The organism is Romboutsia sp. D33t1_170424_H2 (assembly GCF_015669105.1).
GTDB classification, from domain to species: Bacteria; Bacillota; Clostridia; order Peptostreptococcales; family Peptostreptococcaceae; genus Romboutsia_C; species Romboutsia_C hominis.
The window spans coordinates 249,884-264,769 of sequence record NZ_JADOZQ010000003.1 but is presented as its reverse complement, the minus strand read 5'-3'; the positions used below and the strand labels follow the sequence as shown (position 1 = coordinate 264,769).

Sequence of the window (14,886 nt, the reverse complement as noted above, 5' to 3'; positions counted from 1 at the left end):
TAAGTATATTAATATATATTTAAGGGGGGATTTTAATGGGCGGAAAATTAGTTATGACAACTATAAATCAAATAAGAATAGAGGTTGAGAAATCTAAGAGGATAAAGGATAATAAAAAGGAAAAATACATAAAACAGCTTAAAACATTATATACAAAGTATGAGGACATAGAAATAAATGAAAATTTTAAAAAGCAGTATCAGCAACTAAATTCAAAAGGAACAGAGCTTTTAAAAGAAATTAAAGGATCTAAAGATGAAAACAAAATAGAAGGAAGTATAGAAGTTTACATAAGATATTTAAAAGCATCTTTATGTGACTTTGAGGGAAAGACAAGTTACTTAAGAAAGTATATTACGAGTTTTTTATTTAGTTCCATATTGTTTTTAGCACTATCTCCACAGTTTTATGGATTTATATTGCCAGTGATATTTTTCTTACCTATATACATGGGTCTAAAAGGTGTTAAACAAAGAACCATGACGGGATTTTATATGACTATGAGTGTTGTACCTGTAGCTATAATGACTTCTTTTACATGGATAAGATATGGAATTAATGCCAAGGCAGACTACACAGGCGCAGTTAAGGCTATTGTAGATAGTGGGGTAGCAGAACGTTTAGCAGAAAAATTAGTATATATAGGCCCTATATTTGGTTTTATATTATTATTATTTGCTTGCTTACAAATGTATAGGGGCTATAAAAGTAGAGATTTATTTATATAAGGGCTTTATAAGGCTCTATTTTTTTGGTAAAATAAATTCTTGTAGCTTTAAAATATACGGACGGAGGATACTTTGATGTTGACAAAAAATAAAGAATATATTGTAGATATAGTTGATATAGGTCAAGGTGGAGTAGGAATAGGAAAACATGATGGATTTACAGTCTTCGTAGAGGGCGGATTAGTAGAAGACAAGGTAAAAGTTAAAATAAACAAATCTAAGAAAAACTATGCAGTTGGAGATATAGTTGAAATAATAGAAAAATCACCATTTAGAGTTGATAGAAAATGTAGTGATTCACTTAAAGATTGCGGTGGATGTCAGGTACAAGAATTAGAATATCAAAAGCAATTAGATATAAAAACAAATGAAGTAAAACAAGTTATAACGAGAATCGGAAAATTAGATAACGTAGAAATACACAATACTATAGGAATGGAAAATCCTTTTAGGTATAGAAACAAAGCACAATTTCCTATACAAAAGAGTGGAAATAATCCAGTAATAGGTTTTTATAAGAAAAAAAGCCATGATATAATTCCAATGGACAAGTGTATAATACAACATGACATAAATGATAAAATAGTGAAAATAATAAAGACTTATATAAATGCATATAATGTAAGTGTTTATGATGAAAAAACACACACTGGAGTATTAAGACATTTAGTAACTAAAATAGGATTTACGACTAATGAAGTAATGGTTGTATTAGTAGCTAATGGCAAAAAGTTGCCATATTTAAAGGAGTTAGCATCAGTACTAGAAGAAAATATACCAGGATTTAAAACTTTAGTGGTTAATGTAAATAGAGAAAAAACTAATGTTATATTAGGAAAAGAAAATAGAGTTATATATGGAAATGGAAAAATAAATGATTATATAGGAAATTTAGTATTTGAAATATCTCCATTATCATTCTTCCAAGTAAATCCAGTTCAAACAGAGGTTTTATACAATAAAGCTTTAGAATATGCTGATTTAAAAGAAAATGATACTGTATTTGATATATACTGTGGAATAGGGACTATATCATTATTCTTAGCTCAAAAGGCAAAAAAGGTTTATGGAATAGAAATAGTGGAAGATGCTATAAAAGATGCTAAAATAAATGCTCAGATAAATAAATTAGACAATGTTGAATTCTATGTAGGTAAGGCTGAAGAAGTTGTTCCTAAGATGTATAGCGAAGGAAAAACAGCTAATGTAGTTGTAGTAGACCCTCCTAGAAAAGGATGTGATGAGAAAGTATTAGATACAATAATATCAATGCAACCGGATAGAGTGGTATATGTATCTTGTAATCCATCTACATTAGCAAGAGACCTAAATTACCTAGATGAAAGAGGGTATAGATGTACTGAAATACAACCAGTAGATATGTTCCCTCATACTATGCACGTAGAATGTGTAGCAAAATTAGAAAAGAAATAAAAATGCAAATAAATATAGTGGAATTTGGTTAGAATAGTATTAAATAAATGTATATAGCACCTCAGAACTTATCATCGCAGTCATATATACATTTATTTTTAAATAGATTGGTCCTTCAAGCAATTGAAGGACTTTTATTTTTTTATTATAGAGAAATTATAATATGAAATAATTAAACAAATGATAAGGTTATAGTGATATACTAAAATATATTAAAGTTATAAAATGGCAATAATAAAAAATAAGATTTTACATAAGAGGTGATAATAGTGAATGTAGAGAATAGAATAAGTGAATTAATAGATTTAATAAATTATCACAATGATAAATACTATAATGAAGATACTCCTGAAATATCTGATTATGAATATGATAATCTAATGAAGGAGCTAATAAAGTTAGAAGAAGAAAATCCTAAGTTAAAAAGAGTAGATTCTCCATCAAGTAGGGTTGGAGGAAAACCATTAGATAAGTTTGAACAAGTAGTTCATAAAATACCAATGTTAAGCTTAGCAAATGCATACTCTGCACAAGACTTAAGAGATTTTGACAAAAGAGTAAGAGACATGGTAGAGGGTGAAGTAGAATATGTTGTAGAGTTTAAGATAGATGGTTTATCTGTAGGACTTACATACAATAATGGATTATTTGAAAAGGGAGCAACTAGGGGAGATGGTATTGTAGGAGAAGATATTTCTCAAAATCTTAAAACAGTAAAAAGTATACCTTTAAGAATAAAAGACCAAGAAGAAGTTGGTGTAAGAGGCGAAGTATTTATATCTAAAGATGATTTTAAAAAGGTTAATGAACAACAAGAAAAACAAGGATTACAATTATTTGCTAATCCTAGAAACTTAGCTGCAGGCTCATTAAGACAATTAGATCCTAAGCTAACAGCAAAAAGACCTTTAGATATATTTATATTTAATTTAGAGTATGTACAAAACACAGATTTTAAGAATCACAGCGAAGCCTTAGATTATCTTAAAGAGTTAGGATTTAAGGTAAGTCCAAATTATAAAGTATATAATAATATACAAGATGTAATTGATCATATAAAATATTGGACAGATAATAGGGGTGAGCTAGGATTTGAAATAGATGGTATGGTTATAAAAGTAAATAATTTAGCTCAAAGAGAAACTATGGGGTATACTGCTAAAAGCCCAAGATGGGCAATAGCATATAAATTCCCAGCAGAACAAAAGAAAACCAAAATATTAGATATAATAGTCGAAGTAGGTAGAACTGGAACAATAACCCCTACAGCAGTATTAGAACCTGTAAGACTAGCAGGAACTAGTGTAAGCAGAGCTACACTTCATAATGAAGATTATATAAGAGAAAAAGACATAAAAATAAATGATACAGTATTGGTTCAAAAGGCTGGTGATATAATTCCTCAAGTTGTAGAAGTTATAAAAGAAGAGCGTACTGGAGATGAAATAGATTTTGAAATGCCGAAAAAATGTCCTGTATGTTCTGAACCAACAGTAAGATTAGAAGGGGAGTCTGCTGTTAAGTGTATTAATATATCTTGTCCAGCTCAAATTAGAAGAGGGATAATTCACTTTGTATCTAGAGATGCTATGAATATTGATGGATTGGGAGAATCTATAATAACACTTTTACTAGATAAAGGGTTAATTAAAGATATAGCTGATTTATATACATTAAATAAAGATGAAGTTGTAAAACTAGATAGAATGGGAGAAAAATCAGCAAATAACTTATTAAACTCAATTGAAAAGTCTAAATCAAATGATTTATGGAGGCTTATAAATGGATTAGGAATAAAATTTGTTGGAACTAAGGGAGCTAAAATACTAGCTAACAACTTTAAGGATTTAGATTTAATAATGTCTGCATCAAATGAAGAGTTAGTTAACTTAGAAGAGTTTGGGGGAATAATGGCAAATAGTGTTGTGAAATTCTTCCAAGAAGAAAAGAATATAAAATTAATAGAAAAATTAAAGAGCTGTGGTGTAAATACAAAGTCAATACAAGATGAAAGTTCTGATATTGCTAAAATATTTGAGGGGATGAAAATTGTACTTACAGGGACATTGCCAACTCTTAAAAGAAATGACGCAAAAGAGATGATAGAGTCTAGGGGAGGAAAGGCTACTTCAAGTGTAAGTAAGTCTACAACATTTGTATTAGCTGGAGAAGAAGCAGGTTCAAAATTAACTAAAGCCAATGATTTGGGTGTAAAAGTAATTGATGAAGATAAATTTATACAACTAACAGGCTTACAGTCTAAAGAAGAAGTAGAAAATGAATTAAAGTAATAAATAAACTATTGTAGAAAGAATATTTCATCTACAATATTACGAATGTAGAAAGCTATTAACAATATATGCTAATATTATTAGTATATATAAAAGCTAAGCATACAAGGTTAAGAGAGGTATTTATATGGCGAGAATTAATAATAGAAAAAATGATGAAATAAGAGATATAAAAATAACTAGAAATTATACTAAATATGCAGAAGGTTCTGTGCTTATAGAAATGGGAGAAACAAAAGTAATATGTACAGCTTCAATAGAAGATAAAGTACCACCATTTTTAAGACACACTGGCACAGGATGGATAAATGCTGAGTATTCTATGTTACCAAGATCTACTCATCAAAGAAAAATAAGAGAAGCATCAAGAGGAAAGCTAGACGGGAGAACTCAAGAAATACAAAGACTAATAGGAAGAACTATAAGATCTGTTGTAGATTTATCTAAAATAGGCGAAAGAACTATATGGGTAGACTGTGATGTTATTCAAGCTGATGGTGGAACTAGAACAGCATCAATAACAGGGGCATTTGTAGCGGTTGTAGATGCTTTAAATAAATTACATAAATCAAAAGCAATAAAAGAAATGCCAATAACAAACTTTGTATCTGCAATAAGTGTTGGTATAGTTGGCCAAGAACATATGCTTGACTTATGTTATGAAGAGGACTCAAATGCACATGTAGATATGAATGTAATAATGACTGATAAAGGTGAATTTGTTGAAGTTCAGGGAACTGGAGAAGAAAGACCTTTCTCAAGAAATGATTTAAATAAATTATTAGAACTTGGTGAAAAAGGAAATAAAGAATTAATAAAAGCGCAAAGAGCTGCTTTAGGTGAAATAGCAGATGAAATATTAGGTATGGAGTATGGAAATGAAGTTGTTATAGCAACAAATAATGCTCATAAATTAGAAGAAATAGGTGCTATACTAGAAGACTTTGAATACAATGTATATTCATTAAAAGATGTAGATTTAGCGGGAATAGAAATAGTTGAAGATGGAAAAACATTTGAACATAATGCACTTATAAAGGCAAGAACTATAGCAAAGAAAACAAATATGATAACAATAGCTGATGATTCAGGATTAGAGGTAGATGCTATAGGGAAAAAACCAGGAATTTATTCTGCTAGATTTGCAGGAGAAAATGCAACTGATGAAGAAAATAGACAAAAGTTAATGAAATCTTTAAATAATGTGGCTGCAAGTCAAAGAACTGCAAGATTTGTATCAGCTATAGCTGTAGTATTCCCAGATGGAAAAGAGTTTGTAGTTAGAGGAACTTGTGAAGGGGCTATAGGATTTGAAGAAAAAGGTAAAAATGGATTTGGATATGACCCATTATTTATAGTAAGTGGATATAATAAAACATTTGCAGAAATGCCAAGTTCTGTAAAAAATAGTATAAGCCATAGAGCTAATGCATTAAAATTAATGAAAAGTGAGTTTTCTAAAAGGGTAGTGAGATAATGAAAATAGGTATAGTAAGTGATACACACATGATAACTAAGTTTATAGATAAAGCTATACCCTACTTAAAAGATTGTGATTTACTAATTCATGCAGGAGATAATTTTTCTGATTCTAAGTATATACACAATATGACTAATGTTCCTATTATGGCTGTAAAAGGAAATTGTGATTTTGAAAATGTAGAAGATGAATTGGTATTTGATATAGAGGATAAAACTATATTCTTGTGTCATGGGGATAAGTATGGGGTAAAGTATGGATTAGATGAACTAGAAATAAAAGCAAAGTCTGTAAATGCAGATATAGTTGTATTTGGTCATACTCATACACCTTTATGTAAAGAAAAAGGTGAAATTTTATATATTAATCCTGGAAGTGTATCTTTTCCAAGGGGAGTCGCATATAAAAGTTTTGTAATATTAGATATAGATAATGGAAAAATAAATATGACAGAAATTAAGATATAAACAAGTATTCAAAAGTTTTATAAACTAAGTGAATACTTGTAAATAAAAAAACTTATGTGATATAATTAAAGAGTTAAACTATAATATTGTAAATTAAAATCAATATAAATTAATTACATAACAATAACTAGGAGGATTAAGTTAATGAAAGCAGAATTATTAAAAAAAGAAGGTACTAAAGTATCTTTAAAAATAACTGTAGAAAATGATAAATTTGAAGCAGCAGTAACAAAAGCATACAATAAAAATAAAGGAAAGTTCAATATACCAGGATTCAGAAAAGGTAAAGCTCCAAGAGTTGTAATAGAATCTCAATACGGTAAAGGGGTATTCTACAACGATGCTATAGAATTATTATTCCCTGAAGTTTATCCAGAAGCTATAAAAGAATTAGATATAGATCCAATAGATAGACCAGACTTAGATGTAGAAGAAATAAGCAAAGACAACGGATTAGTTATGGTTGTTACTGTTGAGGTTAAACCAGAGTTTGAATTAGGAGCTTACAAAGGTATAGAAATAGCTAAAGTTGATAATAATGTAACTGAAGCAGAAGTTGAAGTAAGCCTACAAGAAATGCAAAACAAGCACGCTAGATTAGTAAGTGCAGAAGATAAAGCATTAGAAAAAGGATTCACAGCTATAATAGACTTCGAAGGATTCGTTGATGGTGTAGCATTTGAAGGTGGAAAAGGTGAAAACTATAGCTTAGTTATAGGATCAAACACTTTCATACCAGGATTTGAAGATCAATTAGTAGGAAAGAAAGCTGGAGAAGAAGTAGAAGTAAACGTTGAGTTCCCAGCAGAATACCATGCTGAAAACTTAGCTGGAAAGCCTGCAGTATTCAAAGTTAAAGTAAATGATGTTAAGGTAAAAGAATTACCAGAATTAGATGATGAATTTGCTAAAGATTCAAGTGAGTTTGATACATTAGCTGAATTAAAATCTGACTTAAGAGCTAAGTTAGAAGAAAACGCAAAAGCTTCAGCTGAAGCTGAAATGAGAAATGCTATAGTTGAAAAAGTTTCTGCAAATACAGAAGTAGAAATACCAGAAGCTATGATACAACATCAAATAGACAATATGTTAATGGAACTTAACATGCAATTACAATACCAAGGATTAAACTTACAACAGTTATTACAAATGACTGGAAGAAGCATAGAAGAGTTAAGAGAAGAAAGAAGAGAAGATGCTGCTAGATTAGTAAAATCTTCATTAGTATTAGAAGCAATAGCTAAAGCTGAAGCTATAGAAGTTTCAGAAGAAGAAATGAACGAAGAATTAGAAAAAATGGCTAAAATGTACAACATGGAATCTGATAAAATAAAAGCATCTTTAAGAGAAACTGATATAGAAGATATAAAAGGTCAAATAAAGATAAGAAAAACTATAGATTTATTAGTTGATAATGCAGTAATAGCTTAATTTTTTACAGTAGCCTTTTAGGCTACTGTAAATTATATATAAACAAAATAAATATAAACATATAGAGGGGGTATGATCTATGGCATTAGTACCTGTAGTTGTTGAACAAACAGGAAGAGGAGAAAGATCTTACGATATATATTCTAGATTACTAAAAGATAGAATAATATTCTTAGGAGACGAAGTAAATGATGCTACAGCAGGTCTTGTAGTGGCACAATTACTTTTCCTAGAAGCAGATGACCCAGATAAAGATATACATTTATATATAAATTCACCAGGTGGAAGTATAACTGCTGGAATGGCAATATATGATACAATGCAATATATCAAACCAGATGTAAGCACTATCTGTATAGGTATGGCAGCGTCTATGGGAGCATTCTTATTAGCAGCAGGAGAAAAAGGAAAGAGATTTGCATTACCAAATAGTGAGATAATGATACATCAACCATTAGGTGGGACTAGAGGGCAAGCAACTGATATAGAAATACACGCAAAAAGAATATTAAAAATGAAAGACACTTTAAATAAAATATTATCTGAAAGAACAGGTCAGCCATTAGAAACTATTCAAATGGATACTGAACGTGATAACTTCATGAGCGCACAAGAAGCTAAGGAATATGGTTTAATAGATGAAGTAATCACACAAAAAGACCGTAGATAGGAAGAGGTGCTTAATATGTCAAAAAATGAAGACAAAAGACAGTTAAAATGTTCATTCTGCGGCAAAAACCAAGAGCAAGTAAGAAGGTTAATTGCAGGTCCAAGTGTTTATATATGTGATGAGTGTGTTGAACTTTGTGATGAAATAATCCAAGAAGAAATAGAAGACACTGTTGAAGAGGATACAACATCTCTACCTAAGCCAAAAGAGATGATGGATATCTTAAATGGTTATGTAATTGGTCAAGAAACAGCTAAAAAAGCTTTATCAGTAGCAGTTTATAATCATTATAAAAGAATATACAGTAAAAAGGCAAGCAATAAAGATGTAGAAATACAAAAGAGTAATATACTTTTACTTGGGCCTACAGGTTCAGGGAAGACATTATTAGCTCAAACACTAGCAAAAACTCTAAATGTTCCTTTTGCAATGGCTGATGCAACATCTTTAACAGAAGCTGGATACGTTGGAGAAGACGTAGAAAACATACTACTAAAGCTTATCCAAGCGGCTGACTTTGATGTAGAAAAGGCTGAGAGAGGAATAATATATATAGATGAGATAGATAAGATAGCTAGAAAATCAGAAAATCCATCTATAACTAGAGATGTTAGTGGAGAAGGTGTTCAACAAGCTCTTTTAAAAATATTAGAAGGAACAACAGCTAACGTTCCACCACAAGGTGGTAGAAAGCATCCACATCAAGAATTCTTAAAAATAGATACAACTAATATATTATTTATATTAGGTGGAGCTTTTGATGGTATTGAAAAAATAATACAAGGCCGTGGTAAAGAAAAAACTCTAGGATTTGGAGCTAAAATTGAAAGTAAAAAAGAAATGGATTTAGGAAAGGTATATGCCCAAGTACTTCCAGAAGATTTACTTAAATTTGGTTTAATACCAGAGTTTATAGGAAGGATTCCTGTTGTTGCAACTCTAGAATTATTAGATGAAAATGCTTTAGTTCAAATATTAAAAGAACCTAAAAATGCTTTAGTAAAACAATACAAAAAGCTTTTAGAAATAGATGACGTTGAACTAGAATTCGAAGATGACGCACTTCGTGCAATAGCTAATAAAGCTATAGAAAGAAACACAGGTGCAAGAGGTCTTAGAAGTATAGTTGAAGGAATCATGATGGAGAGCATGTTTGAAGTTCCATCAAGAGATGACGTTAAAAAAGTTGTAGTTACAAAGGAATGTGTAACTAAAGGAGAACAACCAGTATTTATATTAAAAGATCAAGAAGAAAGTGCATAATAAAAAAGAGGAGCCTTAAAAGCTCCTTTTTAAATGTAAGGATTTTATAACTATAATTAATGGGTATTAATAGATTAATAAACTTTAAAAAGTATAAAATATCATTAATTAGATAAAAGAGGATCATTACATATAATAGTCAAAACTTGTTTATTATTAAAATATCATATAAACTATTCATATAAAACCTATTTAAAGTTTATCATAAAAATTATATAAGAGTATATTTATAAATATATATTATCTTAAAATAGAAAATATAAAGTTTATTCATTAGTATATTACATTCAATATTACAACATAATAAAATAAGAGAAAAATGATAAAAGATTTTATCAAATCAATAAATTTGTTTATACATTCTTTAAGAAAAGTGAATTTTTCTATAAATGTTGAAAATTAGGGATTGTAAATATATAATATATAAAGCAATAAAATCTAGCACTTTAAGGAGTGATATTAGTGGAACAGAATTATACGAAGATAGAACATGAATTACCGCTAATTCCACTGAGGGGATTAGCGATATTCCCATATATGATACTAAACTTTGACATAGGAAGAGAAATATCTTTAAAAGCTTTAGACCAAGCTATGTTAGCTGATGAGTTAGTATTCTTAACTTCTCAGAAAGCAGCAGAAGTTGATGAGCCAACAGAAGATGATTTTTATCATGTAGGAACTATATGTAAAGTTAAACAAATGATAAAACTTCCTGGGGATACAGTACGTGTATTAGTAGAAGGAATTTCAAGAGGTAAAATAAAAGAAGTAAGCAATGAAGAAGGGTATTTTAAAGCAACAATAGAGGAAATAGCATACGATGATGAAAATGCAGAAGAAGATATTGAGGTAGAAGCACTTGTAAGAAATGTGTTTGATGCATTTGAAGAGTACATAAACATAGGAAATAGAGTATCACCAGAAATATTAATATCTCTAGGTGAAATAGAAAATGTAGATCGTTTTATAGACACTATAGCTGCTAATATCTATCTAAAACCAGAACAAAAGCAAGAAGTTTTAGAAGAGTTTGATATTAAGAAAAGATTAGAATTAATATACAAAACTCTTTTAGAAGAGATAGATATACTTAAAATAGAAAAGAAAATAACTCTAAGAGTTAAAAAGCAAATGAATAAGGTTCAAAAGGAATATTACCTAAGAGAACAATTAAAAGCTATACAAAAAGAATTAGGAGAAGAAGAAGACATAAATTCTGAAGCTGACGAGTATAGAGCAAAGCTTAAGAAAATAAAAGCTCCTAAAGAAACAAAAGAAAAGATATCTAAAGAAATAGATAAGTTTTCTAGAATATCACCAATGTCTCCAGATGTATCAGTTTTAAGAGGGTATTTAGATAATATATTCTCATTACCTTGGAACAATGAAACTAGAGACAAGCTTGATATAGAAAAAGCTAAAGAAATATTAGATAATGAACATTATGGATTAGAAAAAGTAAAAGAAAGAATACTTGAGTATTTAGCTATAAGAACATTATCAAAATCACTAAAAGGACCTATCATATGTTTAGTAGGACCTCCAGGTGTTGGTAAAACATCTATAGCAAAATCGATAGCGAACTCATTAGGAAGAAAATTCGTTAGAATATCTTTAGGTGGAGTTAGAGATGAAGCTGAAATAAGAGGTCATAGAAGAACTTATGTAGGAGCTATACCAGGAAGAATAATAAATGGAATAAAAGAAGCCAAAACTAAAAATCCAGTATTCTTACTAGACGAGATAGATAAAATGTCAGCAGATTATAAGGGAGATCCATCTGCTGCAATGTTAGAAGTTTTAGATCCAGAGCAAAACAAAGATTTTGTGGATCACTACATGGAAGTTCCTTTTGATTTATCAAAAATATTATTTGTTACAACTGCAAATAGCTTAGGAACTATTCCAAGACCTTTATTAGATAGAATGGAAATAATAGAGGTATCTGGATATATAGAAGAGGAAAAGCTTAATATAGCTAATAAATATTTATTACCTAAACAAATAAAAGAACATGGTTTAGCACCTGGTTTTGTTAAAATAAATGAAGAAACTATGAGAGAGATAATAGGATCTTATACTAGAGAAGCAGGGGTAAGAAACCTTGAAAGAACTATAGGTAAAATATGCAGAAAAGCAGCTAAAAAGTATGTAGAAGATAAATCTTTAGAAGAAATAGTTATAAATAAATCTGACCTAGATGATTACTTAGGTAAGAATAAATATAGACATCAATTAGCAGGAACTAAACCAGAAGTAGGTGTTGTAACAGGTCTTGCATGGACGTCTGTTGGAGGAGAAACTCTAACTGTAGAAGTAAATGTTGTAAAAGGTAAAGGCCAAATAGTATTAACTGGTAAACTAGGTGATGTAATGAAAGAATCAGCTAGAACAGGTATATCTTATATAAGATCAATTGCTGACAAATTTGATATAGATCCTGATTTTTACCAAAATAAAGATATACACATACATTTACCAGAAGGTGCAGTACCTAAAGATGGTCCATCAGCAGGTATAACAATGGCTTTAGCTGTTTTATCAGCATTAACAAATATACCAGTAAGAAATGATGTTGCTATGACAGGAGAAATAACTCTTAGAGGAAGAGTTTTAGCTGTAGGTGGAGTTAGAGAAAAACTATTGGCTGCACATAGATCTGGAATAACAAAGGTATTACTTCCAAAAGAGTGTGAAGCTGATTTAGATGAAATACCTGAAAATGTAAAAGAAAAAATGGAATTTGTACTTGTAGACCATATGGACCAAGTATTAGAGCAGGCATTAGTAAGGAATGGTGAAAAGTAATGAAAATTAGAAGTGCAGAAATAACAATGAGTGCAGTAAACAGAGCTCAATACCCAGACGAAGGTATACCAGAAATAGCTTTAGTTGGTAGATCTAACGTTGGAAAATCATCAACAGTAAACACATTATTAAATAGAAGAAATTTTGCTAGAACAAGTCAGACGCCTGGTAAAACTAGAACAATAAACTTCTATCTTATAAACCAAGAATTTTTCTTTGTTGACCTTCCAGGTTACGGATATGCAAAGGTTGCAAAATCTGAAAAAGAAAAATGGGGAACTATAATGGAAAGATATCTAGCTGATAGAGAAGAATTATGTGCAATATTCTTATTAGTAGATATAAGACATGAACCTACAAGTGATGACGTTATGATGTATGAATGGATAAAGCACTTTGGATATAAATGCGTAGTAATAGCTACTAAAGCAGATAAAATAGCTAAAGGTAAATACCAAAAGCATTTTAGTATGATAAGAAAGAAATTACAATTAGATAAAGATGAAAAGATACTTCCTATATCTTCTCTTAAGAAAACTGGAGTAGAAGAAATATGGAAAGAAATAATAAGCCAATACAATGAAGCTGGTTATGAAATAACTGTTGACTAGTATGAAATAGACTATCTCAAAACTGAGATAGTCTATTTTTTTATATTATTTATAGAAAAATAATTTATAAATTTATATTAATTAAAGTAAATATTTTAAAATTAAAAAAATTTAAAAAATTAAAACTAAAATGTCAATTTATATTGATATTTATTAAATTAAATAGTAAAATATGTAAAATAACACGAAATAGAGCAACTTGGGGGTGAAACAATGAGTAACAATAATCAAAAAGGATTAAGAAAGACATTAGGCTTAAGTGCAGCACTTTCTACGGTAGTAGGAATGCTAATAGGTTCGGGAGTATTCTTTAAACCACAAGCCATATATGAATCTACAAATGGAGGAGCAGGTCTAGGACTTTTAGCATGGTTAATAGGGGGACTTATAACTATAGCTGCTGGGCTTACAGCAGCTGAAATATCTTCTAGTATAGTAAAACCAGGTGGATTAATAGTTTATTTAGAAGAAATTTACGGTGAAAAAGTAGGATTTTTAACAGGATGGATGCAATCTATACTATTTATACCTGCAATAACAGCAGCGCTAGGAATTATATTTGCACAAGAAGCAGTGAGCTTATTGAGTTTACAAAGTGACATATATGTAATTTTAATTGCAATAGGAGTAATAGTGCTTATAGCTTTATTAAATTCTCTAGGTGCCAAATTTGGAGGAGGAATACAAACTGTATCTACAATATGTAAGTTAATACCTTTAGCACTTATAGTTATATTTGGATTTATAAAAGGAGAACCATCAACAGATATAATGACACCTCTGGTAGGTGAAAATACGAATATGGTTAGCGCCATATCTCAAGTACTTATAGCAACTTTATTTGCATACGATGGATGGATATATGTGGGAGCATTAGCAGGTGAGATGAAAGATCCAGCTAAGCATTTACCTAAAGCTATAGTAGGCGGAATTTCTTTAGTAATGGGAGTATACATAATTATAAATGTAGCATACTTATGTGTTGTTCCAGCATCAGAGATGGCAGCAGTAAGTGCACCAGCTACACTTGTAGCAAGTAAATTATTTGGAGAATCAGGAGCTAAGGTGATAAGTGTAGGTATATTAATATCGGTATTTGGAACATTAAATGGTTTCTTGATGACCGGAGGAAGAATACCTTATATAATGGGATGTGACGGGAGAATACCTTTTTCAAAAACTTTTGCTAAGTTAAATAATAATGGTGTTCCATTAAATGGAATGTGGTTAATAGCTGGGTTAGCAATAATATATTCTTTATCAGGTCAGTTCAATTTCCTATCTGATTTAGCAATATTTACAATATGGATATTCTACACAATGTTATTTGTAGGAGTTATAAAACTTAGAAAAGATAAGCCAAATATGAAGAGATCATATAAAGTACCGTTATATCCAGTAATACCTATAATAGCAATAATAGGAGGAGTATTTATTGTTGTTAGTACATTTATCACTCAAACACAAAATGCTATATTAGGACTTATAATAACATTAGCTGGCTTGCCAATTTATAATATAATTAAAAATAAGAAGATAAAACAAGAAATACAAAATAATGTAGCGTAGTATAAGGAGCCGTCTCAAAATTGAGACGGTTCTATTTTTATTTAAGATTATTTAGTTAGATATAGCTATATTACAAAATTATTAAATAGATATTATAAGTAAATAAGAATATAACTATAAAAAGCATTCAT

General features: G+C 29.8%; 11 protein-coding genes. All 11 read left to right on the top strand.

The annotated features are described in order from the left end of the window. The first annotated feature begins 35 nt into the window (after positions 1 to 35). The 11 genes from I4U66_RS05970 (at position 36) to I4U66_RS05920 (ending at position 14,755) form a co-directional block, all read left to right on the top strand. Positions 36 to 728: a hypothetical protein gene (locus I4U66_RS05970; protein ID WP_092922350.1), complete on the top strand. Its 693-nt coding sequence runs from the start codon at positions 36 to 38 to the stop codon at positions 726 to 728. A gap of 75 nt (positions 729 to 803) precedes the next feature. Further along, entirely contained in the window at positions 804 to 2,162 is a 1,359-nt protein-coding gene (gene rlmD, locus I4U66_RS05965; protein ID WP_092922353.1) for a 23S rRNA (uracil(1939)-C(5))-methyltransferase RlmD, read from the top strand. Between the two features lie 269 nt (positions 2,163 to 2,431). Beyond that, on the top strand, positions 2,432 to 4,453 hold the full coding sequence (ligA, locus tag I4U66_RS05960) for an NAD-dependent DNA ligase LigA (protein WP_195581457.1): 2,022 nt from the start codon (positions 2,432 to 2,434) through the stop codon (positions 4,451 to 4,453). A gap of 127 nt (positions 4,454 to 4,580) precedes the next feature. Continuing rightward, positions 4,581 to 5,930, top strand: coding sequence for a ribonuclease PH (rph, locus tag I4U66_RS05955; protein WP_092922359.1), 1,350 nt, complete (start codon positions 4,581 to 4,583; stop codon positions 5,928 to 5,930). After that, the gene (locus I4U66_RS05950; protein ID WP_092922362.1) at positions 5,930 to 6,400 is read left to right on the top strand and encodes a metallophosphoesterase family protein; all 471 of its coding nucleotides are present in this window, start codon (positions 5,930 to 5,932) and stop codon (positions 6,398 to 6,400) included. Before rph ends, I4U66_RS05950 begins: the two co-directional genes overlap by 1 nt. A gap of 144 nt (positions 6,401 to 6,544) precedes the next feature. Beyond that, positions 6,545 to 7,831: a trigger factor gene (gene tig / locus I4U66_RS05945; protein WP_166504695.1), complete on the top strand. Its 1,287-nt coding sequence runs from the start codon at positions 6,545 to 6,547 to the stop codon at positions 7,829 to 7,831. Between the two features lie 79 nt (positions 7,832 to 7,910). Then, a complete protein-coding gene (gene clpP / locus I4U66_RS05940; protein WP_092922368.1) occupies positions 7,911 to 8,501 on the top strand; it encodes an ATP-dependent Clp endopeptidase proteolytic subunit ClpP in 591 nt (196 codons plus the stop codon). A 15-nt stretch (positions 8,502 to 8,516) separates the two neighbouring features. Further along, on the top strand, positions 8,517 to 9,764 hold the full coding sequence (gene clpX / locus I4U66_RS05935; RefSeq protein ID WP_092922371.1) for an ATP-dependent Clp protease ATP-binding subunit ClpX: 1,248 nt from the start codon (positions 8,517 to 8,519) through the stop codon (positions 9,762 to 9,764). 462 nt (positions 9,765 to 10,226) lie between these two features. Then, positions 10,227 to 12,575, top strand: coding sequence for an endopeptidase La (gene lon, locus I4U66_RS05930; protein WP_166504696.1), 2,349 nt, complete (start codon positions 10,227 to 10,229; stop codon positions 12,573 to 12,575). Then, positions 12,575 to 13,186: a ribosome biogenesis GTP-binding protein YihA/YsxC gene (gene yihA / locus I4U66_RS05925; protein ID WP_166504697.1), complete on the top strand. Its 612-nt coding sequence runs from the start codon at positions 12,575 to 12,577 to the stop codon at positions 13,184 to 13,186. The genes lon and yihA overlap by 1 nt, the downstream gene beginning before the upstream one ends. 213 nt (positions 13,187 to 13,399) lie before the next feature. Further along, a complete protein-coding gene (locus tag I4U66_RS05920; RefSeq protein WP_092922377.1) occupies positions 13,400 to 14,755 on the top strand; it encodes an APC family permease in 1,356 nt (451 codons plus the stop codon). The last annotated feature ends 131 nt before the right edge of the window (positions 14,756 to 14,886 follow it).